Source organism: Candidatus Krumholzibacteriia bacterium (assembly GCA_029865265.1).
GTDB lineage: Bacteria > Krumholzibacteriota > Krumholzibacteriia > WVZY01 > JAKEHA01 > JAKEHA01.
The window spans coordinates 93,761-117,464 of sequence record JAOUHG010000010.1 but is presented as its reverse complement, the minus strand read 5'-3'; the positions used below and the strand labels follow the sequence as shown (position 1 = coordinate 117,464).

At 66.6% G+C, this 23,704-nt stretch carries 22 protein-coding genes; 9 read left to right on the top strand and 13 right to left on the bottom strand.

Annotation, left to right across the window (positions count from 1 at the left end; translation table 11 throughout):
- Positions 1-1,564 (top strand): formate--tetrahydrofolate ligase (locus tag OEX18_06975; GenBank protein MDH4337009.1); only part of this gene is annotated, 1,564 nt, incomplete at its 5' end.
- 24 nt (positions 1,565-1,588) lie between these two features.
- Here OEX18_06975 and OEX18_06970 read toward each other — a convergent pair.
- Complete coding sequence (locus tag OEX18_06970) at positions 1,589-1,885, bottom strand: MTH1187 family thiamine-binding protein (GenBank protein ID MDH4337008.1); 297 nt, start codon at positions 1,883-1,885, stop codon at positions 1,589-1,591.
- Positions 1,886-1,997: 112 nt separating this feature from the next.
- On the opposite strand from OEX18_06970, the gene lhgO reads away from it, so the two are divergent.
- The 5 genes from lhgO (at position 1,998) to ftcD (ending at position 7,625) form a co-directional block, all read left to right on the top strand.
- A complete protein-coding gene (lhgO, locus tag OEX18_06965; protein ID MDH4337007.1) occupies positions 1,998-3,227 on the top strand; it encodes an L-2-hydroxyglutarate oxidase in 1,230 nt (409 codons plus the stop codon).
- 133 nt (positions 3,228-3,360) lie between these two features.
- On the top strand, positions 3,361-4,215 hold the full coding sequence (locus tag OEX18_06960) for a methyltransferase domain-containing protein (GenBank protein ID MDH4337006.1): 855 nt from the start codon (positions 3,361-3,363) through the stop codon (positions 4,213-4,215).
- Positions 4,216-4,219: 4 nt separating this feature from the next.
- Positions 4,220-5,191 (top strand): hypothetical protein, encoded by a 972-nt coding sequence (locus tag OEX18_06955; protein MDH4337005.1) that lies wholly within the window; start codon positions 4,220-4,222, stop codon positions 5,189-5,191.
- A gap of 80 nt (positions 5,192-5,271) precedes the next feature.
- The gene (locus OEX18_06950) at positions 5,272-5,892 is read left to right on the top strand and encodes a hypothetical protein (GenBank protein MDH4337004.1); all 621 of its coding nucleotides are present in this window, start codon (positions 5,272-5,274) and stop codon (positions 5,890-5,892) included.
- 62 nt (positions 5,893-5,954) lie between these two features.
- Positions 5,955-7,625 carry a glutamate formimidoyltransferase gene (gene ftcD, locus OEX18_06945; protein ID MDH4337003.1) on the top strand — a complete coding sequence of 557 codons (1,671 nt, stop codon included), beginning with the start codon at positions 5,955-5,957 and terminating at the stop codon, positions 7,623-7,625.
- Positions 7,626-7,705: 80 nt separating this feature from the next.
- On the opposite strand, the gene OEX18_06940 is transcribed toward ftcD, so the two are convergent.
- The 6 genes from OEX18_06940 to OEX18_06915 form a co-directional block, all read right to left on the bottom strand.
- Positions 7,706-10,042: a PKD domain-containing protein gene (locus tag OEX18_06940; protein ID MDH4337002.1), complete on the bottom strand. Its 2,337-nt coding sequence runs from the start codon at positions 10,040-10,042 to the stop codon at positions 7,706-7,708.
- 21 nt (positions 10,043-10,063) lie between these two features.
- Positions 10,064-10,681, bottom strand: a complete 618-nt coding sequence (locus OEX18_06935; GenBank protein ID MDH4337001.1) for a T9SS type A sorting domain-containing protein — start codon at positions 10,679-10,681, stop codon at positions 10,064-10,066.
- A 139-nt stretch (positions 10,682-10,820) separates the two neighbouring features.
- A complete protein-coding gene (locus tag OEX18_06930; protein ID MDH4337000.1) occupies positions 10,821-11,420 on the bottom strand; it encodes a hypothetical protein in 600 nt (199 codons plus the stop codon).
- A 43-nt stretch (positions 11,421-11,463) separates the two neighbouring features.
- Entirely contained in the window at positions 11,464-11,799 is a 336-nt protein-coding gene (locus OEX18_06925) for a hypothetical protein (protein MDH4336999.1), read from the bottom strand.
- Complete coding sequence (locus OEX18_06920) at positions 11,796-12,191, bottom strand: phage holin family protein (protein ID MDH4336998.1); 396 nt, start codon at positions 12,189-12,191, stop codon at positions 11,796-11,798. Before OEX18_06920 ends, OEX18_06925 begins: the two co-directional genes overlap by 4 nt.
- Before the next feature lie 10 nt (positions 12,192-12,201).
- Positions 12,202-12,531 (bottom strand): DUF883 family protein, encoded by a 330-nt coding sequence (locus OEX18_06915; GenBank protein MDH4336997.1) that lies wholly within the window; start codon positions 12,529-12,531, stop codon positions 12,202-12,204.
- 242 nt (positions 12,532-12,773) lie between these two features.
- On the opposite strand from OEX18_06915, the gene OEX18_06910 reads away from it, so the two are divergent.
- Complete coding sequence (locus OEX18_06910; protein MDH4336996.1) at positions 12,774-14,909, top strand: hypothetical protein; 2,136 nt, start codon at positions 12,774-12,776, stop codon at positions 14,907-14,909.
- Here OEX18_06910 and OEX18_06905 read toward each other — a convergent pair.
- Genes OEX18_06905 through OEX18_06890 form a run of 4 tightly spaced genes read right to left on the bottom strand, consistent with a single transcriptional unit; the run spans position 14,906 to position 19,103 of the window.
- Positions 14,906-16,408, bottom strand: coding sequence for a hypothetical protein (locus OEX18_06905; GenBank protein MDH4336995.1), 1,503 nt, complete (start codon positions 16,406-16,408; stop codon positions 14,906-14,908). The two genes, OEX18_06910 and OEX18_06905, sit on opposite strands and share 4 nt — an antisense overlap.
- The gene (locus OEX18_06900; GenBank protein ID MDH4336994.1) at positions 16,405-17,070 is read right to left on the bottom strand and encodes an ABC transporter ATP-binding protein; all 666 of its coding nucleotides are present in this window, start codon (positions 17,068-17,070) and stop codon (positions 16,405-16,407) included. The genes OEX18_06905 and OEX18_06900 overlap by 4 nt, the downstream gene beginning before the upstream one ends.
- Entirely contained in the window at positions 17,071-18,288 is a 1,218-nt protein-coding gene (locus OEX18_06895) for an FtsX-like permease family protein (protein MDH4336993.1), read from the bottom strand. It lies immediately after the preceding gene.
- Entirely contained in the window at positions 18,285-19,103 is an 819-nt protein-coding gene (locus OEX18_06890) for an ABC transporter permease (protein MDH4336992.1), read from the bottom strand. Before OEX18_06890 ends, OEX18_06895 begins: the two co-directional genes overlap by 4 nt.
- Before the next feature lie 202 nt (positions 19,104-19,305).
- Here OEX18_06890 and OEX18_06885 point away from each other — a divergent pair, with 202 nt between their 5' ends.
- Both OEX18_06885 and OEX18_06880 read left to right on the top strand, forming a co-directional pair.
- Entirely contained in the window at positions 19,306-21,078 is a 1,773-nt protein-coding gene (locus OEX18_06885; protein ID MDH4336991.1) for an SLC13 family permease, read from the top strand.
- A gap of 171 nt (positions 21,079-21,249) precedes the next feature.
- A complete protein-coding gene (locus OEX18_06880; protein MDH4336990.1) occupies positions 21,250-21,930 on the top strand; it encodes an HAD hydrolase-like protein in 681 nt (226 codons plus the stop codon).
- A 77-nt stretch (positions 21,931-22,007) separates the two neighbouring features.
- Here OEX18_06880 and OEX18_06875 read toward each other — a convergent pair whose 3' ends face one another.
- Complete coding sequence (locus tag OEX18_06875) at positions 22,008-23,090, bottom strand: hypothetical protein (GenBank protein ID MDH4336989.1); 1,083 nt, start codon at positions 23,088-23,090, stop codon at positions 22,008-22,010.
- A gap of 155 nt (positions 23,091-23,245) precedes the next feature.
- Complete coding sequence (locus OEX18_06870; GenBank protein ID MDH4336988.1) at positions 23,246-23,620, bottom strand: GNAT family N-acetyltransferase; 375 nt, start codon at positions 23,618-23,620, stop codon at positions 23,246-23,248.
- Positions 23,621-23,704 lie beyond the last annotated feature (84 nt).

Here is a 23,704-nt window from a genome sequence, read left to right as displayed (position 1 = left end):
CCGCCTGGAAGCGCTGGATCGATGGAAGGACCGCCCGGACGGAAAGCTCATCCTGGTGACGGCCATGACCCCCACCAGCCGCGGCGAGGGCAAGACGCTCACCAGCGTCGGACTCGGCCAGGCGCTCGGAAAGATCGGCAAGAGCGGCATGATCGCGCTGCGCGAACCCTCGCTGGGTCCGGTGTTCGGCATGAAGGGCGGCGCCACCGGCGGCGGTTACGCGCAGGTGATTCCCATGGAGGACATCAACCTGCACTTCAACGGCGACATCCATGCCATCACCACCGCGCACAACCTGCTCGCCGCCCTGCTCGACAACCACATCTATCAGGGCAACGAGCGGCGCATCGACGTGACCCGCGTGCTGTGGAACCGCGCCCTCGACATGAACGATCGCGCGTTGCGGCACATCGTGGTGGGCCTGGGCGGGCCCACCAACGGCGTTCCGCGCGAAACCGGTTTCGTGATTACGGCGGCCTCGGAAGTGATGGCCATCCTCGCGCTGGCCGATGGCCGCGAGGATCTCAAGAAGCGTCTGGGCGACATCGTGGTTGCCTACGACCTGGATGGCGAGGTGGTGACCGCACGCGACCTCGGCGCCGAGCGCGCCATGGCGGTGGTGCTCAAGGACGCCATCCAGCCCAATCTGGTGCAGACCATCGAGCACACGCCGGCGCTGATCCACGCGGGGCCGTTCGCCAACATCGCGCACGGCACCAGCAGCGTGATCGCGGCGCGCACCGCACTCAAGCTCGCGGACTACGTGGTGACGGAGTGTGGTTTCGGTTCGGACCTGGGCGGCGAGAAGTACTTCGACATCGTGTGCCGGCAGTCTGGGCTGTATCCCAACGCGGTTGTCATCGTGGCCACCACCCGCGCCATCAAACGCCACGGTGGCGTGCCCGAGAAGCCGGCGGAACTGCTGGAGAAGGAGAACCAGGAGGCGTTCGAGGCCGGGCTCGCCAACCTGGAGCGCCACATCCGCGGCATGAAGAAGTTCGGCGTCCCCATTGTGGTGGCGCTCAACCGCTACCCGTTCGACACCGAAGCCGAGATCACGGCACTGCGCCGTTTCTGCGCGGGCCAGGAGGTGGCGTTCGCGCCACACGACGCGTTCATGCGGGGTGGGGAAGGCGCCATGGAGCTGGCCAAAATTGCCACCGAACTGGCCGACGCCAACCCCGATCCGCAACGCACGTTTCTGTATGACCTGGACGCGACCCCGCAGGAGAAGGTGCGCAGGATTGCCACCGAGATCTACGGGGCGGACGATGTGTACTTCGAGAAGGACGCGCGTATTAAGCTGGAACGCTTTGCCAGGATTGGCTACGGCAAGTTGCCGGTGTGTATTGCCAAGACGCAGTCGTCGCTTTCCGACAACCCGAAACTCATCGGCGCGCCAAAGGGCTTCACCATCACGGTGACCGACGCCATCCTCTCGGCGGGGGCGGGGTTCATCGTGGTGGTATGCGGGGACATGATGCTCATGCCGGGGTTGCCGGCGGTTCCGGCGGCGGCGCGCATGGACATCGACGCGGACGCCAACATCACCGGGCTGTTCTAGCCCGGTGATACGGCGCGGGCGATTCTACATCTTCTCTTCGACGCTGCGCACCTTGTCGTCCATGGTCTGGGCGCGGTCGGTGCGCGTTCCCGCTTTGATCACGCACGACACGCGCGGAACGCCCATTTCGTGGAGCACGACGTGGCAGCGCTTGATGGCGGCGAACACGTCGTCCCACTCACCCTCGATGTTGGTTCCATAGGCGTGCAGGCGCGTTTCGAGTCTTGCCTCATTGAGGACCTTTTCGCACGCAGCAATGTATTTGGACAGGGAGACGCCGACTCCCAGGGGGAGCACGGTCAGATCGGCGATGACTTTCATGGTTACCTCGTGGTGGATGCGAATGGCGGCTCCCGCATAGTATAGCACCCGGCGACCGGGGCGGGCCAAATGGTGTATGCTGCCGGGACGTCCAACTGGTGGCACAATCCACATGAACACAGACACGTCTCCCGAGACCCGTTTCGACTACCTGATTGTTGGCGCCGGCATTGTGGGCCTTGCCACCGCGTGGCAACTCCTGCGCCGCCACCCCGGGGCGCGCATCGCCGTCCTCGACAAGGAGGCCGACGTCGCCTGGCACCAGAGCGGGCACAATTCCGGCGTCCTGCACGCCGGCATCTACTACAAACCCGGATCCCTGAAGGCGCGCCTGTGCATCGCGGGCAAGCGCGAGCTGGAGGCCTTTGCGCAGGAGCGGGGCATCCCGTATCGCCGTTGTGGAAAGCTGATCGTCGCCATCGAGTCGCGCGAGCTGGCTTCGATGGCCGCGCTGGCGCAGCGCGCAAAGGACAACGGCATCGAGGACGTGGAGGACATCGGCCCCGAGCGCCTGCGAGAACTGGAACCGGCGGTGACGGGCCTGCGGGCGTTGCACTCCCACGGCACGGGGGTGATCGACTTTCGCGCGGTGGCCCACGCGCTCGCCGGCGATATCGAGGCCGGCGGCGGTGCGGTTCTCACCGGCCGCCGGGTGACCGCCATCCGCGAGCTGGCCGATGAGGTGGTGATCGCCACCCCGGGCGGCGAGGTGCGCGCGCGCTTCGTCATCACGTGCGCCGGGCTCCATTCGGACCGGATCGCGGCCATGACCGGCCACCGCGACGGTATTCACATTGTGCCCATGCGCGGCGACTACTACACGCTCACCGCCGATGCCGCCGCCCGCATCCGCGCGCTCATCTACCCGGTGCCCGACCCGCGCTACCCGTTCCTCGGTGTTCACTTCACCCGCACCGTCCACGACGATGTCCACGCCGGCCCCAACGCGGTGCTCGCGTTTGCACGCGAGGGATACCGTGTGAGCGACGTTTCCGCGCGCGACATGCTGGAGCTGGCGGGCTTTCCGGGTTTCTACCGCATGGCGCTGGCGCACGGCGCCACCGGCGCGGGCGAGTTCGTGCGCGACCTCTCGCGGCGCGCGTTTGCCAATGCGCTGCGCCGCTACATTCCCGACCTCGGCGACGGGGACCTGATCTTCGGGCCGTCGGGCGTGCGCGCCCAGGCGGTCGACCGCCGGGGACGCTTTCTGGACGACTTCAGTTTTGGCGGTTCGGGACGCGTGCTGCACGTGCGCAACGCGCCCTCTCCCGCCGCCACCGCATCGCTCGCCATCGGCGGCCATCTGGCGGCGGAGGCGGAGCGGCGCTTCCAGGCTTCCTGACCATTGAGAGGCGGGAACACCGTGCGCATCATTCTTGCCGACAGCCACGGACGCACCAGGCGGACGGGCAGGAACGCTCTGGTGGTGACAACCCGCCGGAGCGTAGTATGATGGCGGAACGAGCGTGTACTCCATGGCCAGCACGATTTCCTTTGAAGAATTTGCCGCGGTAAGTCCCTGCCGGGACGCCGTGGATCGCAGGAAGCTGCTCTTCGTATACCGGGCATTGGAAGACCTCGCGGCCGAACGCCGTGCGCAGGTCACAGATCTGTCCGTGCTGGAGTTCGCCTGCGGCGCCGGGGCGGTTACCCTGCCGCTGGCGCGGACCGGCGCGCGTGTGCGCGCCGTCGACACCGACCGTCGCAGCCTCGACGCGCTGTCCAACGCCGCGTCGCGGGCCGGCTTCGACAACCTCTCGGTGACGGCCTCCGATGCGGTTGCGTTTCGCGGCGGCGAGCGGTTCGACCTGGTGATTGCGTCGGGGGTGATCGAGCGCGCCGCCGACCCCGACGCGCTGCTGGCCAACGTCGTGCACCACCTCCGGCCGGACGGGGTGGTGATTGTCGCCGCCGCCAACGGTTATGGTCCCCGCCAACTCTCCAGCTACCTGAGCCCGCGCAGCCTCGCGCGCCGCTGGAGCCGGCAGCGCGATGGGGGCGACGACGCCGCGGGATCCACCGTCGCCTCCCGGGTCCGCACCCGGCACTTCACGCCCGGCAGTCTGGTGACGCTGTTTCATCGCAACGGCCTCGACGTGCAGCGCTTCATGAACTCGGACTTCCTCTTCACCATCTCGAAGACCCTGCGCAGCAATCCGGCCATCGGTTCTCTCGATACCGAACTTGCAGACCTGGTGCCGCGCTGGATGGCCAGCGGCTGGTATGTCGCGTTGCGGCGCGGTGGCCCGGCCGGAAGCGGCGTGCCGGCCATGACCACAGGCAAGCGCGTTCCGTTTCCCGCGGCGCAGAGTCTGCACGGAGCGCCGTGACCTGGTGAATGCGTCGCGAATACCACTCGTTGCCATTGCTGCCGTGTTGCTCGCGTGTTCCGGGCCGAAGGCGCCCGCCCCGCTGCCGCCGGGGTGCTTCGCCTTCGGGGTGTTTGGCGACGGCCCCTACCGGGTCTGGGAGGAAGGACGTTTTCGGCGCCTCGTCCGGGACGTCGACGGCGCCGATCTCGCGTGGCTGTTTCACATCGGCGATATCTTCTGGTATCCGTGCTCGGACGGCCACTACAACGAAATGCTCGCAAAGATGAATGCAATTCAACATCCGGTGGTGTACACGCCGGGTGACAACGAGTGGACGGACTGCCACGAGGGTCTCGCCGGCGACTTCCAACCGCTGGAGCGGCTGGCACGGTTGCGCGCGACGTTCTTTTCCGATCCGTCGCGGACGCTGGGTACTCGCCCGATGCGCGTGGTGTCGCAGGCCGCGGATCCCGCCCACGCGGAGTTCGTGGAGAACGTGCGCTGGGTGCGGGGAGGCTTCGTATGTGCGACCATTCACGTGGTGGGTTCGGGAGACGCGGCGGAAGCGTTCCCGGGACGGACGGCCGAGGACGACGCCGAGGTGGTGCGGCGCCAGGATGCCGCCGTCGCGTGGCTGGAGGAGGCGTTCGCGGTCGCGCACGCCGACAGCCTGAAGGGCGTGATCCTGGCCATGCACGCAGAACCCGGGTTTGCACGCGCGGAGAATGCCGATTTCGGGCGCCTGGTGAATCGCCTGCGGGAACTGGTGCTCGGATTCGACGGCCAGGTGCTGCTGTTGCACGGCGACGGGCACACCTTCGTCGTCGACCATCCGCTATGGGACCCGCCGCTGCGTCCCGACCCCATCGACACGTTCACGCGCATCGAGACCTTCGGTTCGCCCGACATTGGCTGGGTGCGCGTGGTGGTGGATTCCGTGAACGGGCGAATCGTGGATGTTGAACCAAGGCTGGTGAGCCGGTGGTGGTTATGATGAGACGCTTCTTATGGATCGTAGCTGCGCTGACTCCGTTGCTGGCGGCGGGTTGCAACAACTCAAGCCAGGCGGATCCCGTGGCACGCATGACGCGGGCGCTGGGTGGCCGCGAGGCCATCGGCCGCCTGCACAGCTTGTCCGTGGCCGCGAACTGCATCGGCCCCGACGGACATTTCCGCACCTGGGTGGAATCGGTGCGCCCCGGCAGCGTGCACTTTCGACAGAGCGACGGTGTGGACAGCATCGCGGTGTGGAGCACCCCGGACAGCACGTGGTTGAGCGACGGAGCCAGGATGGTGGAGGGCGACCCGCGCGTGCGCGCGTTCGTGCGCGGCCACGAGTTTCACCTGGACCTGTTCGAAATCGACACTCGTTTCTCCGGCCATACCGTGGCGGGGATGGATACGGTGGACGGCCACGCGTGCGCCCGGGTCGACATGCGGGACGAGGGCGGAAGTCCCGCGGCGATCTTCATCGACGAGGAGAGCGGGCTGCCGCGCCTGCTCGAACTCAATCCGGCCGGTGCCGAGGGAACGCTGCGCATCATGTTTGACGACTGGCGTGAGGTGGCGGGTCTCATGGTTTTCTTCGCCTTCGGAATGGCCGAGGGCCCGGACCGGAACTTCATCTACCGCTACACCGAGATCGTGCCCAACCAGGTCCCGCCGGGTCTCTTCGATCCTCGCCAGTTCCGGTAGGCGATGGGCGCATTCTTGGCTAGTATCGCGGGAGCGAAAACCGCTTGGACAGGAGCAGCAGGATGAAACTGGTTGAATGTGTTCCGAATTTCAGCGAGGGCGGCGATCGCGGCATTATCGACGCCATCGTGGCCGCCATCGCCGCCGGCGAGGGCGTGCACGTGCTCGACGTGGACCCCGGCCGCGACACCAACCGCACCGTGGTCACCTTCGTGGCACCGCTGGAGCGCGCGGTGGACGCGGCCTTCCGCGGCGTTGCCAAAGCCGCCGAATTGATAGACATGGGCCAGCACAGCGGCGCGCACCCGCGCATGGGCGCCACCGACGTGTGCCCCTTCGTGCCGCTGGGAACCACCTCCATGGGCGAATGCGTGGAGCTGGCGCGCGTGCTTGCAAAGCGCGTGGGCGACGAATTGAAGATCCCCGTGTATCTCTACGAGTTCGCCGCCTCCAGCGACGAGCGCCGCAACCTAGCCGCCATCCGCGCCGGCGAATACGAAGGGCTGGTGGAGAAGCTCGCCGACCCGGCGTGGAAACCGGACTTCGGCCCTGCGCGCATGAACGCGCGCTCCGGAGCCACCGTGATCGGCGCGCGCAAGTTTCTCATCGCCTACAACGTCAACCTCAATACGCGCGACCGGAAGAAGGCCAACGACATCGCCTTCTCCATCCGCGAGTCCGGGCGCAAGAAGCGCGACGAACACGGGCGTTTCGTGCGCGACATGAACGGCGATTTCGTCTACGAAGCGGGCACGCTCAAGGAATGCAAGGCGGTGGGCTGGTACATCGACGAGTACCAGCGCGCGCAGATATCCATCAATCTGACGGACTTCGACATCACCCCGCCGCACGTGGCCTTCGACGAGGTGGCGCGCCAGGCGGAAGCGCGCGGGCTGCGCGCCACCGGCAGCGAACTGGTGGGCCTGATACCGCTGGAGGCGATGCGGCGCGCGGGTCTGCACTACCTGGAGAAGCAGGGCGCGTCGCCGGGCGTACCGGAGGGTGAACTCATCGAGACCGCCATCCAGTCGCTGGGGCTGCGCGAGCTGGGCGGGTTCGATCCCGCGCAGAAGATCATCGAGTACCGCGTGGCGCAACCCGCCCCGCTGGCGAGCGCGAGTGTCGCGTCGTTCGTGGATCTGACGTCGACAGAAGCACCGGTGCCGGGCGGCGGCAGCGTGGCCGCGTTGTGCGGCGCGCTGGCGGCGGCGCTCACCGCCATGGTGGCCAACCTCACCCACGGCAAGAAGGGCTACGAGGAATCGTGGGAGGAGATGGGCAAGGTGGCGCACCTGGCCCAGTCGATCAAACAGTCGTTCGTGCGCGCGGTGGACGACGATGCACGCGCGTTCGACGCCGTCATGGCCGCCAACCGGATGCCGAAGGGTTCCGAGGAGGAACAGAAGCGGCGCGATGCCGCCATCCAGGACGCCACCCGCCAGGCCATCGAGGTGCCCCTCGAGGTGATGCGCGCGTGTCACCGCGTGTTGCCGCTCATCGAGGCCACCGCCGAGAAGGGCAACAGGAACTCCATCAGCGACGCGGGGGTGGCGGCGCTGGCGCTGCGCACCGCCGCGGGCGGCGCGTTCTTGAACGTGCTCATCAATCTGCCCGGCATCGAGGACAAGAAGTACGCGGACCGCACGCTGCGCGAAGCGCGCGACCTGGTGGACGCGGTGGCCGCCGCCGCGCCCGGCATCGCCGACAAGGTCAAGAAAGGCCTGGGCGCCTGAGCGGCCAGCGCAACGTGAGCACGTGAAAAAAGGGGCGCACCGTATGGTGCGCCCCTTCTCGTTGACTCCCTGGATACGGCTTAGAACGCGAGCGTATTTGCGCTGATACCCGCCGCACCCGCTGGCGCCGTACCCCCGAAGCCGTTGGTGCCACCGCTGCCGCCCGGGCCGGGCGAGCCGAGTGTATAGAGAGGACTGGTAATGGTCGGGGCCGCGCCGAAGTACGCCACACCCACGCTCGGCCCACCGGGGCCACCCGCTCCGCCACCGCCGTCGCCGCCATCGCCGCCCCGCCCGCCGTTGCCGCCACGTCCGACCTCGGATGTGCAGACGGCTGCGCCGGATCCTCCATTTCCACCCACGCCGCCGATGCCGCCGCCGCCGCCCGCGGCACCGCTGCCGCCGCTACCGGTCTGGAAGATGCACGAGGCGAATTCGCACGACGAGTTGTAGACCCACACGGCGAAGGACGCGTAACCGCCCCCGCCGCCGGAGCCGAAGGCGCCGCCACCCGCGCCGCCGCCGCCGCCACCACCGCCATTACCGCCGCCATCGTCGCAGACGACACCGCCCTGGCCGCCGCCGCCGCCACCACCGCCACCGCCGTTACCCGGCGAGCCGCTGCTGCCGTTTCCGGAGTTCATGGGAGTCCAGTTGCCGCCCACTGTCTGGCCGGTGTTTGGCGCGGCGGCTCCCGCGGCGCCATTCGCGCCAAAGGCACCGGGTGAGCCGCTGCCGCCGGGACCGCCGACCGCGTTGCAACTGATGAGGCTGTTATCGTAGTCGCCCAGGCCGCCGCTACCCCCTGCCGTGCCACCGACGCCGGTGCCGCCGGCAACCCCGTTGTTGGCCCCTTCCAGTCCACCCCGCCCGCCCGTTCCTCCAGTGCGTCCCACCGGAGACGAGCCGCCCGAGCCGCCATTGCCGTAGGTTCCGTTGCAACTGCCGCCGAGGCCCGACACTCCAGGGTTCGCGCTCGGGCCATTGCTTCCGGAACCGCCCGCGGTGCCGGCGCGCGCGTTCGAGGCGACGAACATGCATTCCTCGAAGCGGACGGTTGCCGCGGAGTTGGTGACCCGCATCGCAATCGAGTTACCGGTCGCCAGGGCGGACGATGCCTGAATATGGATACGCCGGACCAGCACGGCGGTCGTGATGTTGTTTGCGCTGGCGGGGGTGACGCCAACGTTGAACGTCGAATAGCCGACACCTTCTGCCCATGAGGGCCAGGTCCGGCCACCGGACACGTCGATCCCCGACAACAGATTGGGGACCTCGTTGTACGCTCCCTCCTCGATCAGAATCGCCGTGCTGCTGTTGGCCATTGCGGTGGCGTACGCCTTGGACAGCGTCTTCACCGGAACATTGGGAAGCAGCCCGGCATTGGTATCGCTCCCGCGCCACGACATGTAGACCGTGGATGTGGGCAGGGGACCGATCTCCAGGTTGATCGCGGTCAGTCCGATTGCACCCTGGTTGTCGGTCACGCGCAGCTTCGCGATGTAATTGCCATCCGTGGTATAGGTGTGGCTGGCGTTGGCGGAGTCCACGCTCGCATAGTCGAAGACACCGTCGTTTTCCCAGTCCCACTCGTAGAGAACCACGGTCCCGTCCACGTCGCTGCCGCTTGCGACGAAGTCGACCGGGAAGTTGCTGAACAGCGGGCCCGCAGCGCTGATGGTTGCCACCGGTGGAATGTTGGACACGAGCGGCAGGTACATCGCCGGCACGGGCGCCACTTCGCCCGCCATGGCGATGGTCCCGCTGTCGGAGTCGTCCAGATAGCCGGGATGCGTGGCGCGCACCGTGTAGCTGCCGACCGGCACGTCCGTCAGCGAGTAGGCGCCGGTGGGGTCGGTGACCGCCACGTACGACGTGCCCTGCACGTACACCACGGTGCCCTGGTGGCTGGTGGCGTTTTCGAGCGTGGCGACACCGTCCAGCGTGCCCGTGGGGGTGAGGTTTACGTCCACGTACACCGTGTCCAGCAACGCCTCCGGGGCGGGAACGAAGATTGCCTGCATGGCGCCGAGATGGTCGTCGGCGATGACCTGCAGGTAGTAGTCGCCCGGTGCGACGTCCTTGAAGGCGTAGCTGCCGCCGGCGCCGGTGGTGGTGACGCGGCGCCCGGACGTGGCCGGGCCGTTGGCCGCATCGTCGCCGTGGGCGAGCAGTGTCGCCGTGAGCGGAACCCCTTCCACGGAGGGCTCGATGACCACGAGCGCGTCCGCGACCACGCTCTTCTGCGCGTCGCGAACCGTTCCCGCTACCACCGCCGCCACCGGACTGTCAGAGGCCGGCAGCGGCGAATACTGGTCCCCGTCCTTGCCGCAGGCAAGGACCAGGAGCAGCGCGAGGGCCGTGCCCGCACGCCCGGACCAACGCAACTGTTGAATCAGGTTTCGAGATGTACGCATGGTGTCCTCCGGGTTGATCGGTTAGCGAAGCCGAACGAAACGCCGAACGGCCTCGTTGCCGCCCGATCGCACACGAACCACGTAGACCCCCGAAGCGACCGGAGAGCCGTTCGGGTCTTTGAGATTCCATTGAATGGCGTTGTCACCGCTGCCTTCACCGCTCCAGCCCATCACCAGGCGGCCGGTGATGTCGAACACCTCGAGCGTCGTGGGTTCGCCGCCGGGCGAGCCGAACCTGAAGGTGACGTTGTTGGTGGCCGGGTTGGGTTGTGGCCCGGCCAGGAACAACGGGGTGCGGGTGTGCACATCGACACTGGTGGCACTCTGCACCACAATGTCGCGAACCACGGCGGCCACGTAGTCATCCACGCGCACCTGCAGCGTGTAGGTGCCGGCAGGGACGTTATCAATACAATAGTGGCCGGCGGGGTCGGTGCCCGCATAGAGGCCGGTGTACTGATCGAGGTTGTCGTAGAGAAAAACCGCCGCGCGATCAACGGGCAGAAGGGTCTGCCCATCGCGGACGATTCCACATAGGGTTCCGGCGAATGCCGGCACGGCGGCCAACAACGCCAGTGCGAGGAAACCGAACAGCCAGCCCGAGGGGGCAAGCGTTCGACGCTTTGTGCGTCGACTCATGGCGCGACCTCGTTTGTTTCCGGGAGCACTGCGGTATGGAATTGAGCATTAAGTGTACACCGCATAGGGACACCGCACAACGCGTTAGAACAGGAGTTACGGGTCCGCTGGTGCAGTATGTGGTGGACTCGATGAACGGTTAACGCGGTGAGATTGCTCCGAGGGGGGCAATGAGTATGGGGCGCAGGCTGCGTTCGCGCTGACAGCGGTGCACAAGCTCGGCCTCGAAGAACGACAGATAGCGGCGCATGCCGTGCGAGCGCTGCACCACCGCCTCGCGGGCGACTTCGAACACGACGCGCGCCTGCGCGTCATTGAGTCGTCCGTTCTCGTCCAGCATGGATCTGGGCACGCGGATGTAGCTGGGCCGCTCGTCGTTGAGCGTCCAGTGACGCGCCAGCGAGAACACGTCGCACGCCTTCTCCCCGGAAGGAATTCCCAGGTCACGGCATTGCAGCAGATGCATCAGTTCGTGCGCGATGGTGTGATACGACAATCGCGACGGGTTGAGCCAGATACGCGTGCCGCCCGGGATGGCCATGCCGCTCGCGGCGCGCGTAACACCCACCGTGATGGATTCGCCGTCGAGCTCGGGAAAGTAACGGCGCACGTACTCCACGCGCCGCAGCACGTCGTTGCGCAGGCGGTGCTTCTGCAGATGGCGGCTGGCCACGACGCGTGGCGGCGTCGCGTTGACGTGCGAGAGAAGCTCGAGTTCGAGCTGGGCAGGGGGTGTCACGCCGCCAGAGTAGGCGATGCGGCGCGAAACCAACAGGAAGAAGTCAGCCGGTGGATTCGGCCTGCGGGGACGGGTCGTCCGGCGGAGACCGCCTGTGCCCGGCGAAGAGCTGGTATCCCTCGATGGCCGCGGGGATCAGCCAGAGCGCGCGGCGAATCCAGCTCCGCGCTGCGAGGGGTGCGAGCACCATGAACACCCCGGCGGCGCCGGCGAGGGCGCGATGCCGGTTGAGTCCACGCGCCGTCGCGACCACGGTTTCCGCCAGGGCAAGCTTGCTCTCGATCCCGCCGACGATCGCGCCCAGTTCCTCCCGCTCCTCGCCGCAGCGCGCGATCAGGGCCTTGCGGCGCTCGGCCAGCGCATCCGGCCGGAAACTCATCGCCGGCTCCTGATGGCGTCGCGGTCCTTCTCCAGTTCGCCGAGCGTGGCGTCGAAGGGGCGCGGTTTCGAGTGCAGGATTCTGCGGATGGCAGCAAACCCGACCGCGGCGATGACCAGAAACACGAGTCCCAGCCCCGCGGCGACCAGGGCACGGTACCTCTCGGGCGCCGCCACCAGGAGCATGGTGCCCAGAAAGGACGCACCGATGATCACCGAGAACACGGACACGATCCCCCACAGCAGCACGCGGACCAGGCGCGTCACTTCTTCTTCCAGCTCGGTGCTGAGGAGTTCGGCCCTGCCGTGCAGAATGGTCAGGATCGTGTCGAGCAGTGACCGAAACGAATCAAGAATGCCGTGGGGGTGGTTGGTGCGCGGACGGTCGTTCATGGCCGTGCCCCTAGCGCCGTCGCCCCAGGGCGCCCAGCACGTAGCCGATCCCGGCTGCAACCGCAACCGCAATCCACGGGTTTTCGCGCACGTACGCGTCGGTGGAACGCGCCGCAGACCGGGCGTTCTCCTCGATGCCGGCACCCGCGTTCTCCAGGCGTTCGCGCGCGCCGCCCAGCGTTTCCTCGGCACGGGTGCGGATGCCGGCGATCTTCTCGTCCGCCTGTCCTTCCGTGGCGCGCAGAAGCTCCTCGGCGTCGTGGATGACGGCGCGGAGGTCTTCCAGAAGGTCCTTCGCCGTTACGCGGCCTTGGTCGTCAACGGGTGTCTTTGCTGGCATGGTGGTCTCTTTCAGGAAACAACGAATCGGAAGGTGAGTTGAACCCGATGACCGGGTTCGATTCATATTTTCTTCTTCTTCGGGATTCTTTAGAATCGGCGGTGCTGGGATCGGCGGCCGGTAAAGTCTGGTCCGATGTTACGCCACCCGTACGGCCGGGGCAATAGGCGACTTCCCCAGACAGCCGGTGGCGCTCGCCCGGATGCATGAGCTCCTTGACCGCCCCGGGGGGCGGGTTCCCCATGAAGAATCAACTCCGCCGGATCTTCGTTGTGGCCTGTGGCACGATCAGCCTGGCCGCGCTCCTCTTCGGCGCAACTTACTCCTACTTTTCGCGCACGTTCTTCGACGCCGATGTGTTTGCAACCCGCGTGGCCGACGGGCTCTCGGACCCGGAGCTCGCGGGCGTGGTCGCGGGAGTTCTCTCCGACCAGATCATCGCCGCTCGTCACGACCTGCTGCCGTACCGCCCGATCATCGTGGGCTCCGTGGAGCGCGTGGTGGGTTCCGTTGCTTTTCGGGCGGTCGTCAAGAAGGCGGTCAAGGAGACCCACCAAACCATCCTCTCGGAGACGGGCAAGAGCATCTCCTTGACCTTGAACGACGCGGGTGTCGTGGTTCGTGACGCGCTCGCCACGAACCCGGAAATAGCCGCCAAGATCCCCGCAAAGGCGCTCGCGGTCATCGCCAACGAGGATGACTGGCCTTCCGGGAAATACCTCGCCCGCGCGATGCGCATCGCGAACCGCATGCGCACGCGTGCCTTCGTGCTGCTCGGCCTGAGTCTCGTGCTTGGCGCCCTGAGCCTTGGACTCTCGCAGCGCAAGGAGCAGGATCTCGTGCGCTACGGGCTCGCTATGGCGGTGTCCGGTGCGGTGGTGGGTGCGCTGGCGAAGTTCGGTGGGCCGCTACTCGCGTCGATGGCCGGGGCGGAGTTCATGTCCGGACTCATTCGCGGGCTGTGGACGGCTTTCATCGGACCGCTGGCGCTGCGCATGTGGATCTTCGCGGGTATCGGGCTGGTACTGGTGGCGGGCGTCACGTCCACCTTCAACCGCGTCGACATTGCCGCCATCGCGGCGCACGCGTGGCGGGGCGTTGGAAGGCGGCCCCGCCGCGGTTCGCTGGGACTCCTGCGCGGAGCCGGCCTCGCACTGGCCGGCGGGGTGGCCGCATTCCATCCCATGGTGGCCATGCAGGTGCTGGCCGTGGCCGGCGCGGGCGTCCTGTTCTTTTTTGGCATACAGGAGATCTTCCTGGCCATCATGGGCTGGATTCCCAGAGTTGAAGCGGCGGTAGCAGCCGCGTCCAGCGGCAGGCACTCGCGCCTCCCGCGCAACGTGGTCGCGTCCGTCGTCGGCGTGGTGGTCATCGGTGCCGGGGCTATCTGGTATGTGCGCCAGGACCGCGCCCCGGTTGCGGACTCAGTGGTCGACGCATGCAATGGCCACCCGGAACTCTGCGACCGCCGCTTCGACAAGGTTGCGTTGGCGGCGACGCACAACTCGATGAGCGCGGGCGACATTGCGGACTGGATGTTCCCGAACCAGCAGAAGGGCATCCGCGCCCAGCTCCAGGACGGCATCCGGGGATTCCTGATCGACGTCCACTACGGCGTGCCGGTGGGCGACCGGGTGCGCACGGAGCTCGAGGACGAGACGAATTCCATGGCCAAGTATGAGGAAGCGCTCGGCAAGGAAGCGGTGGGAGCCGCCATGCGCATTCGGGACCGCATGGTGGGAAAGGAAACCGGAAACCGCGACGTCTACTTCTGTCATGGCTTCTGCGAACTCGGGGCCACACGCTTTGTCGCCGCGCTGGAGCAGATCCGCGAGTTCCTCGTGATGAACCCCGGCGAGGTCATCGTCATCATCATTCAGGACGAGGGAGTCACGCCGCAGGATGTCGCAGCCTGTTTTGAGAAGAGCGGGCTCGACCGTCTCGTGTACCGCGGGGCGGTAACGGCGCCCTGGCCGACGCTGCGGGAAATGGTCGATAGCGACCAGCGTGTGGTGGTGCTCGGCGAAAACAACACGGAGGGGGTGCCGTGGTATCACCCCGCGTTCGAGGTCTGCCAGGAAACCCCGTACCGCTTCCTGGATCCGTCCGAGTTTTCCAACAAGCCCGGCCGCGGTGGAACCTCGGGCTCGCTGCTGCTCATGAACCACTGGATCGAAACCACGCCGACGCCGCTGCCCAGCAACGCGGAGATCGTGAACGCGTATGACTTCCTGCTGAAGCGCGCGCGTGCCTGCCAGAAAGAACGCAAGATGATCCCCAACCTGGTCGCGGTGGACTTCTACCGGAGCGGGGATTTGATGCGCGTGGTCGACACCCTCAACGGCTTCGGACCCGGACCGGTTACCGCAAAACGCTAACGATCCACGAAGAACGTTTCCGAGTAGGCGTGGCCGGTCTCGTCCACCGCTTTGCCGTCCAGGTGTCCGGTCAGGCGCACGCGTCCCTCCAGTTGGTAGAAGAACGAACGCGCGGTCTCGTCCGCGCGGAACAGCGGCTGCTCGCCCCCGCCGGTCTCGGAGAGGAAGTGGCGCTCGACCTCGATGGTCAACGCGAGCTTGTCCGGCCCCCGCACGGCCGAGAGCGAGATGACACGCGGCCAGCGTTGCGCCGCTGTGGCATGCATGACGCGGGTCTTCGGGGGTGGTGTCGCGGATGTCTCCGCCCATTCCACCCGGTAGTCGCCCGTCAGTACGAAGCGCTGCGGACCGTCGCCGTCGAACGCGGCCAGTAGCAGCGGCCGGTTCTGCAGCTCCCGCTGCGATTCCGCAAAGCGCCCGTACAGGATGCTGTACGGGCCCGCGTGCACGATCCCCCAGTCCCACACCGCGTCCCTGAAGTGACCCCAGTTGTGGTCGTGATAACCGACACCGTCGAGTTCGATGGTGCTTCCATTCATCTGTACGCGTCCCGTCATGTGGCCGCGCACCACCGGTACCACGTAACCGAACGGCGTCTCCTCGCCCAGCGGTGTCACCGGCGGGATGTACTGGTGCGGTGTGGGGGTGAGATCCAGCGTCACCGTGACCGGCCGCGCCAGCGAGTCGGAGAGCGCAACCGACACGCGGTAGGCGCCGCCGTCCAGGCGCACCGCGTTCAAGCCCACCAGCAGATCGGGGGAGTCGTACGAGGCGCGGATCTCGCGGCCGGGGAGGATGTCCACCATCTTCGTCTGCCGGCCGTGTTCGTCCACGAACTCGAACAGCACCACGCCGCGCGAGTAGCCGCTGGCCGCGATGTCCTCGTCGAAGGTGACACCGCTGATGGAGACGTATAGCGAGCGCCCCGCGTCGTCGTGGTAGTTGAAGTAGTGCCACTCCGCCCACACCTGGCTGGTGTCCACCACCGGCGGGTGGAAGGCGTCGATCTGGTAGAGCAGTGCGGTGAAGTCGGGGTCGATGTAGTCGCGGTCGTGCGGCGTGTCGGCGAACGCAGCGGGCATCGCCGGCCACAGCCCACGAAAGCGGGATGGCACCGCGCCCTCCATGCGCACCAGTTGTTCGTTGCCGCGGTGGGAGAGCGTGCCGTACACGCGCGACAGCTCGGGTGAGACCACATCCACGCCGGGAAGCCGCCGCGGGGTGAGGAACTCGCGGGTGAGGTAGCGCGCGTTGGGGATGTCGAAGTTCATGGACGTGACGCCGCCGGTCTTGAGCACGGACACGTCGATGCCGACGGGCAGCAGCACCACGTCGCCGCCGCCGGTCAGATCCTCGTCCATGGCCTGGTCCAGCACGGCGGTGCCCACGGACAGGAGCACCGTCATCACCATGACACCCACCGCAAAACCAAGCAGCAACAGCAACGTGCGCTGCGGGCGGAAGCGGAGTCCCTTGCCGATGAACGAGACGGTGTTCACGATGTCTCCATCTGAATGGCGCGGTCGCCGAGTTCGGCGGCATGCGGGTCGTGGGTGGCCATGACGACGGTGAGGCCGCCTTGCTGCAGTTCCTTGATCAGTGCCAGGATCGACGCGCCCGTCTTGCGGTCGAGCTCGCCGGTGGGTTCGTCGGCGATCACCAGGTTGGGCTGGTTGGCGAGCGCCCGCGCGATGGCGGTGCGCTGCATTTCGCCGCCGGAGAGCTGGTGGGGCCGGTGCTTGATGCGGTGTCCCAGCCCGACCCGCTCCAGCAGCGATCTTGCGCGTTCGGTGCGCTCGCGGCGCGGTACCTTCGCCTCGATCATGGGCAGTTCCACGTTCTCAAACGCGGTGAGCATGGGCAGCAGGTAGAAGCGCTGAAACACGAATCCGATGCGCCTGAGGCGCAGGGCCGACCGCTCGCCGTCGCTCATCGCCGCCGCGTCGGTGCCGAACACGCGCAGCCGTCCCGAGGTCGGCGTGTCGATGCAGCCGAATAGATTCAACAGCGTGCTCTTGCCGCAGCCACTGGGTCCCATGAGGGAGACGAACTCACCGCGCGCGACGGTTAGCGAGAAGTCGCGCACCGCCTCCACGTCGCTGGCTCCCACGTGGTAGTTCTTGCCGATTCGTTCGGCCACGATGATCGGTTCGGCCGCCACTCACACCACCTCTTCGTGCAGGGTCCGGGGAATATCCACGCGCGCCGCCTGCACCGCGGGGAGCAGCGCCGCAACAACGCCGGCCGCGCCGGAAATGAGCACCGCCAGGATGATCTCGCGCGGCGCGGGTATGAAGAAACGATACCCGTCCGGCAAACTCGGCGAGCGGGTGAGGATGCCGTCCAGATACCCGGCCAGAAACCAGCCCAGCACCGCGCCGATCGCGGCACCCATGGCCAGCAATACAACGCTCTCCGCCACGATCATCCACTGGATCGAGCGCCGTGCAAAGCCCATGCTGCGCAGTGCGGCAATCTCGCCGCGACGTTCGCCCACGCCAATCGCGAGCAGCACGGCAATGAGCAGGAAGGTAATGAACAGGCTGATGGTGGAGAGAATGGTGGCAAACTGCTTGAAGTACGCGAGTTGCCGCTCGAGCGCGAGCATGAGTGTGTCCATCGAGTAGGCCGACAACTCCGGGAAGTCCGCCTCGATCCCGGCCGCCACCGCGCGCTGGTCGTCAACCCCGGCGGGCGCGAGCGGATCGTCGCCGCCGGCGTGCAGTTTGACGAGGACGAAGGAGACCGCGTCGCGCGATTCCGGGCGCAGTCGCTGCACCGCATCGAGCGGCATCACCACCGTGCGCTGGCCGGGCAGGTCGAAGGCGATGTCGATGATGCCGCTCACCACCACTATCGCGCCGTCCGAGAACGCCATGGTTGCGCCGGGCGGCGTTGCGGTGAGCGAGAGTGTGTCGCCCACCCCGGCGCCGAGTGCGGCGGCGGCATTTCTGTTCATCACCAGGGGCGTTTGTTCCGGCACAGGCACGCGCGAGATGTCGACACCTTCCACCACACGGTACAGGGACTGGTCCTCTCCACTCGCACCCATCGCGAAGACGGGAACCGAGTCCGCGTACAAGGTGGTTCCGAGTACGCGCAGCACGCGGGCCACGCGCGCGTCGCGCGCGAGCCGGTCGGTCACGCGCGCGCTCTCCGTGATCACCGCCTCGGTGGCGAAGGGGAGCGTGCCGCGTGGACATACGCGCACTTCGTATCCCACCGACGAGAGCACCCGGTTGAATGTCTTCTCCATGCCGGTGGAGAGCATGAGCATGTCGGCCAGCAGCGCTACCGCAATGGCGAGTGCCGCCACCGAAAAGGTGGTGCGCAGCCGGTGCCGCAGCACGTTGCGAAGCGCGATGCGCATCATCATCATCGGCCCAGCACCTCGTTCACCTGCAAACGGAACAGGTAGGCGGTTGCCAGCGATCCCACCAGCAGTCCCACCAGCGTGGCGATCCCGAATGCCAGGGCCACGTGCATTCCCGTCACCGCGGAAAAGACGAGATCGGTGTCGAAATAGCGGCGGTAGTACATGTTTACCCCGCGCGACACCACCAGTGCCAGCGCCACCCCGATTGCCGCGCCCGTGTTGGCGAGTAACACCGTTTCCCCCACCACCGAAACGTAGATGCGCCGCCGCGAGAAGCCCAGCACGCGCAGCACGCCGAGCGACTTGCGCAGCTCCTGAACCTGCAGGAGCACGATGGCGGCCAGGAAGGCCGAGCCGGCCATGATGGAGAGAAACGAGATTGCCTTGTGGAAGTTGGAGATCACCACGAAGGTCTCAGAAGAGCGCGCGGCCACGTCGGTGGCGTGGTAGGCGCGAAAGCCCATTTCCATTTGGTTGAGTGCGGTCACCGTCGAATCGGCATTCGCGCCCGGCGCAAGCGCCAGCACGAAGCGGCTCACGCGGTCGTGGCGTCCGGAGAGGTCTTCGAGGTCGGGGAGCGACATCCATACCGTGCGGCTGCTGCGGCTGATGCCCGCCGGGTCGGGCGGGGGTGTGTGGGTGCCCGCCACCACGAAGGCGGTGGCGTCCCGGTTGTCGCCGGTCATGCGAATTTCCACCGTGTCGCCCGGCGCGAGGACGAGGGCGGAGGCCAGGCGATCCTCCAGGATCACGCGGCCGCCCTGCTCCGGAAGCGCGATGGTAAAGGCGAACAGCATTGCGATGAATGGTGGGGTCATGTCTTACGAAACGGCGTCACAGTTGCCCGTGCATCATAGCAAGATACGAACACCCGGGGGATGGCACAAACCTGCCCAGTTCACTGCCGACGATCGTCGTTGCGCAGCCGGTGCCGGGCCGTTACCCTTGACAGCCCGGCGACCGGTCCGCGCGACATGGCGGTGGTGGGCCCGGCAGGAGCTGTAGAAAAAGGGAGTTGCCGTGACACCAGAGATCGCACTGTTACTGCTGATTCTCGGCGCCGGCATTGCAATTTTCTGGTCGGAGAAGGTCTCTCCCGACGTTACCGCGCTCGGCATTCTGCTGGCATTGGTGCTCACCGGGCTCCTGCCCACCGAGCGCGCCTTCGCCGGCTTCGGCAGCCACACCGTCATTCTGATCCTGGGCCTGCTCATCATGACCGCCGCCCTGCAGCGGACGGGTGTGGTGGACGTGATCGGCCGCGCGCTCATGCGCCAGAGCGGCAAGAGTCCCACCCGAGCGCTGCTGCTGCTGATGGTGGCCGCGGCCACCATGAGCGCGTTCATGAGCAACACGGCATCGACCGCTTTCTTTCTCCCCGTCGCATTCAGCATGGCCCAGCGCACCAACACCAGTGCGGGGCGCTTCCTGATGCCGCTGGCGTTCGCATCCACGCTGAGCAGTTCTGTCACTCTGGTGAGCACGTCCACCAACGTGGTGGTGAGCGGTGTCATGCGCGACCACGGCATGGCGCCCATGGGTCTCTTTGAACTCGCCCCCATCGGTATCCCCATCGCGCTGGCGGGGATCCTGTACATGATTCTCATTGGCCGGCGATTGGTGCCGGATCGCGCCAAGGCGCAGGACCTGGCCGACCGCTTCGGCCTGCGACCCTACCTGAGCGAACTCATCGTCACGCCCAAATCCGGCCTCGCGGGCAAAACGCTGGCGCAGGCGAAGATCGGGGAGAACCTGGGCCTTACCGTTCTGCACATCGTGCGCGACAAGCGCGAGTACATCCAGCCCGACGGGGCCACGCTGCTGCAGGATGGCGACGTGCTCATGGTGGAGGGGCGGCAGGAGGACATCGTGCGCGTGAAGGACATCGCCGGTGTGAAGATCAAGGCGGACGTGACGCTGTCCGACCCGGAACTGCAGAAGCACGACATGGGCCTGGTGGAGGCGATCCTGCTGCCTGGTTCGGCGCTCATCGGGCGCACCCTGCGTGGTTTTCGCTTCCGCGAGCGCTTCGGGCTGCAGGTGCTGGGGATGAACCATCGCGGTGTGCACGTGGTGCGCAAAATGAGCGACGTGCCGCTGCAGATCGGAGACGTCCTGCTGCTGCAGGGGCGCCGCGACGTTCTCTCGCGCATGCGCGACGAACCCACCTTTCAGGCACTGGGGCGCGTAGAGCTGATGGACACGCTGCGCCCCAACCGCGCGCGCGCGCCGGTGGCGATTGCCACCTTCGTGGGCGTGCTCGCGCTGGCGGCACTGGGGATTCTTCCCATCGCGATCTCGGTAATGCTGGGCGTCGTGATCGTGTTTGCCACGCGTTGCATCTCACCCGCGGCGGCCTACGCCACGGTGGAGTGGCGTGTAATCATCATGATCGCGGCGTTGCTCGGGCTGGGCACGGCCATGCAGGAAACGGGGGCGGCGGCGTACCTTGCCGGTTTCCTGGTGGACGGACTGGGGCCACGCTGGCTCCTCGGCGGCTTCTTCATGTTGACGGTCCTGCTTACCCAGCCCATGTCCAACCAGGCCGCGGCCATCGTCATGCTGCCCATTGCGTTGCAGGCGGCGATTCTGACCGATCTAAATCCGCGCCCATTTGCCATGATGATTGCCATCGCCGCGAGTTGTTCGTACCTGACCCCCCTCGAACCGTCGTGCGCGATGGTTTATGGCCCCGGCAGCTACCGCTTCCGCGATTTCGTGCGCGTGGGCGCGCCGCTGACGTTGCTCATATTCGTGCTCGCGCTGGTCATGGTGCCCCGCCTGTGGCCGTAGCCGCTTCTTGCGGTCGCACGACACCGCTCCTCCGCTCATGGTCCTCGCGCGAAACATTTGAAATCGCGCTGCGGAAATCGCGTCGGATCGGTATCGTGCGCCCGCCATTTTCGGCGGACTGCCCGCAAACACGGTTTGCACCCGGACACCCCCCCGTAGTAGCTTGCCTGCGTGAAACTCATCCTGTTTGATATCGACGGCACGCTGGTCGACAGCGGCAAGCAGCCGCGCCTCGCCTTCGCCGAAGCCCTCATGGAGGTCTACGGCGAGACCGGCGACATTTATAACCACGAGTTCTCGGGGAAGACCGACCCGCGCATCATGCTGGACCTGCTCACCGAAGCCGGCCGCACGCGGGAGGAGGTGGTGGCGTGGCTGCCTTCGGCCCGCGACGCCTACCTCGACCGCCTCGACGAGATCCTGCACCGCGACCGCATGCGCATTCTGCCGGGCCTGCCCGGACTGCTCGATGCCCTCGCCGCACGGGACGATCTTGCCCTGGGTTTGTTGACGGGGAATTTCGAACGAGGCGCAAAGATAAAACTCTCGCGGGTGGGGATCGACGGCTACTTCGCCTTCGGCAGTTACGGCGACGATCAGTTCGACCGCAATGACCTGCCGCCGGTGGCGCTGGAACGCGCCCACGCCCTGCTGGGGCGCCGCTTCGACGCGGCCGACGCGGTGATCGTGGGGGACTCGCTGCTGGATGTGGCCTGCGCGAAGGCGCACGGTCTCAAGTGCCTCGCGGTGTCCACGGGCTGGACGTCCGCGGAGAAACTCGCCGCCGCCAACCCGGACTGGCTGGTGGACGACCTCACCGCGGTCGCAGACCACGAGGCGTTCGGGTCGTAGGTCCGTCGCGACGCCCGCACGATCCCATCAGAAGCTCCGCTTCCAATCGATTGTGATACGCGCACAGGAGCCGTAGATTATCCGGCGTGCCGGGGCCACCACGGGCAACGGGTTTGACATGATCGATCTGCAGCGCGCGCCTGGATTCGCAGCGCCGGCCATTGCCAGCCTTGAACGTGCAGCGGCCGTCGTCTCTCACGAAAGACCGTGTCGCGTACCGCCATGGGGATATGCCGCGGATTCTCGCGTCGTTTCTTCGCGTTGCCGGCGGCTTTGACAGCCCCGCGCTCCTGACGTCCGGCGCGCTGCTCGCGCCTTGACTGTCGGCGTGACGGATCCTCGCGCGCGATCAAGAAATCCAGGGCCAGCTCGAAGACCTGCTCGAAAGTAGCATTGGCCGGCAGGCGGTGCCAGACCAGCGACTTCACCTTCTCGATCTTGGCCATGAATGCTTCGCTGGCGCAGAAGTGGATGGACGCAAGGCGTTCGAGTCGCGCGGCTTCCGCCATGCCGCCGACCGCCACGGCCCCGGTCGCGCCCCGTGAATCCACGCCATCTTTACATTCACAACCGTTACGGTTGTGATCTCGTGCCGGCGCCCGCGGCGGTGTATTCCTGCCATTGGGGGCAGCGCCCGGGTCTGTCGCGAGAGACAGCCCGCGGCCATCTTCGCCCACATTCGCCGCCTGGACCGGCGTTGAAGGCGCCGCCACAACCGGGACCCGCACCACCACCGTGCGCACCCGGTCCCGCGGCGCCGCCGCGCGGGGCTCGTACTCGGCGACGATTGCCTCGACCTGCCGCTGCGATCTGCCACGAATCCGCGCCAGTATCTCGACCTTGTTGTCCACCGACAACACGCGCGCCACCTGGGCGACCGTACTCACGTTCACCTCGTTTGATTCCAGCAGGGCGTACACCTCGGGGAAGCGCGCCACGCACCGCGCAACGCGCAGGCGTCGTGAGGCGGCCGACTCCGAGTACCCCAGAGCAGCCGTGCAGAACTCGAACATCGACTTGTACGCCAGTTCCAGGTGCAGCTTGCGCCGTTCGATCTCGTTGAGATGCAGCAACACGCTGAGAGCCAGCCTGCGCTCGCGGCGGGTGAGTTCGTGGGTCGTGGAGAGGAGTTTCTTGTCGGAGAGAGAATGAAGCAACACGGCATTACCTCCTGATGGGCTGCACCACACAAAGATGATGGGAGGAACACAACGTGCTCTCTTAATGTAGCAATGTTTGCTGAGTAGTCAACATTCGTGACGAAAGAAACGCAAGAAAGTGTGCGCGTGTGAGACCAAGCAGTCTGAACGCCACATCAACTGTCGTCCCGGTTGCTGCGTGGCGCGACGACGACGGAGTAGATATCAGACTGCGCTCCATCGACGGGATGAGGCCCGCTTCCCACGCAGCGCATGGCGAGTCGCTCCGCCAGCGACGGGCTGCGGTGATTCTCAGGATCGATATGCGCCATGAACTCCGTGACCCCGCACTTCGTGGAGCAGTACTTCGTCACGCACCGCAGCGCTTCGGTCGCGAACCCCTTGCGCCGGTGTTCGCGAGCACAATGGCCAGCAGGAAATACGGAGTGCTGGTCCCGTATGACAAGTCCGAGGGCGCCGGAATTCGCGGAACAGCCCTTGCGGACGCCCCGAAGAATCCCCTTGCCTCGCCGCCCCCGGGGGCGTACCATGCATGGCAGCAGATCCTTTTAAGCTTGGTCCGGGAGACCGGCAAGGGGTCGAGAAAATGACAACGGCGTATTTCGATGCGCCGC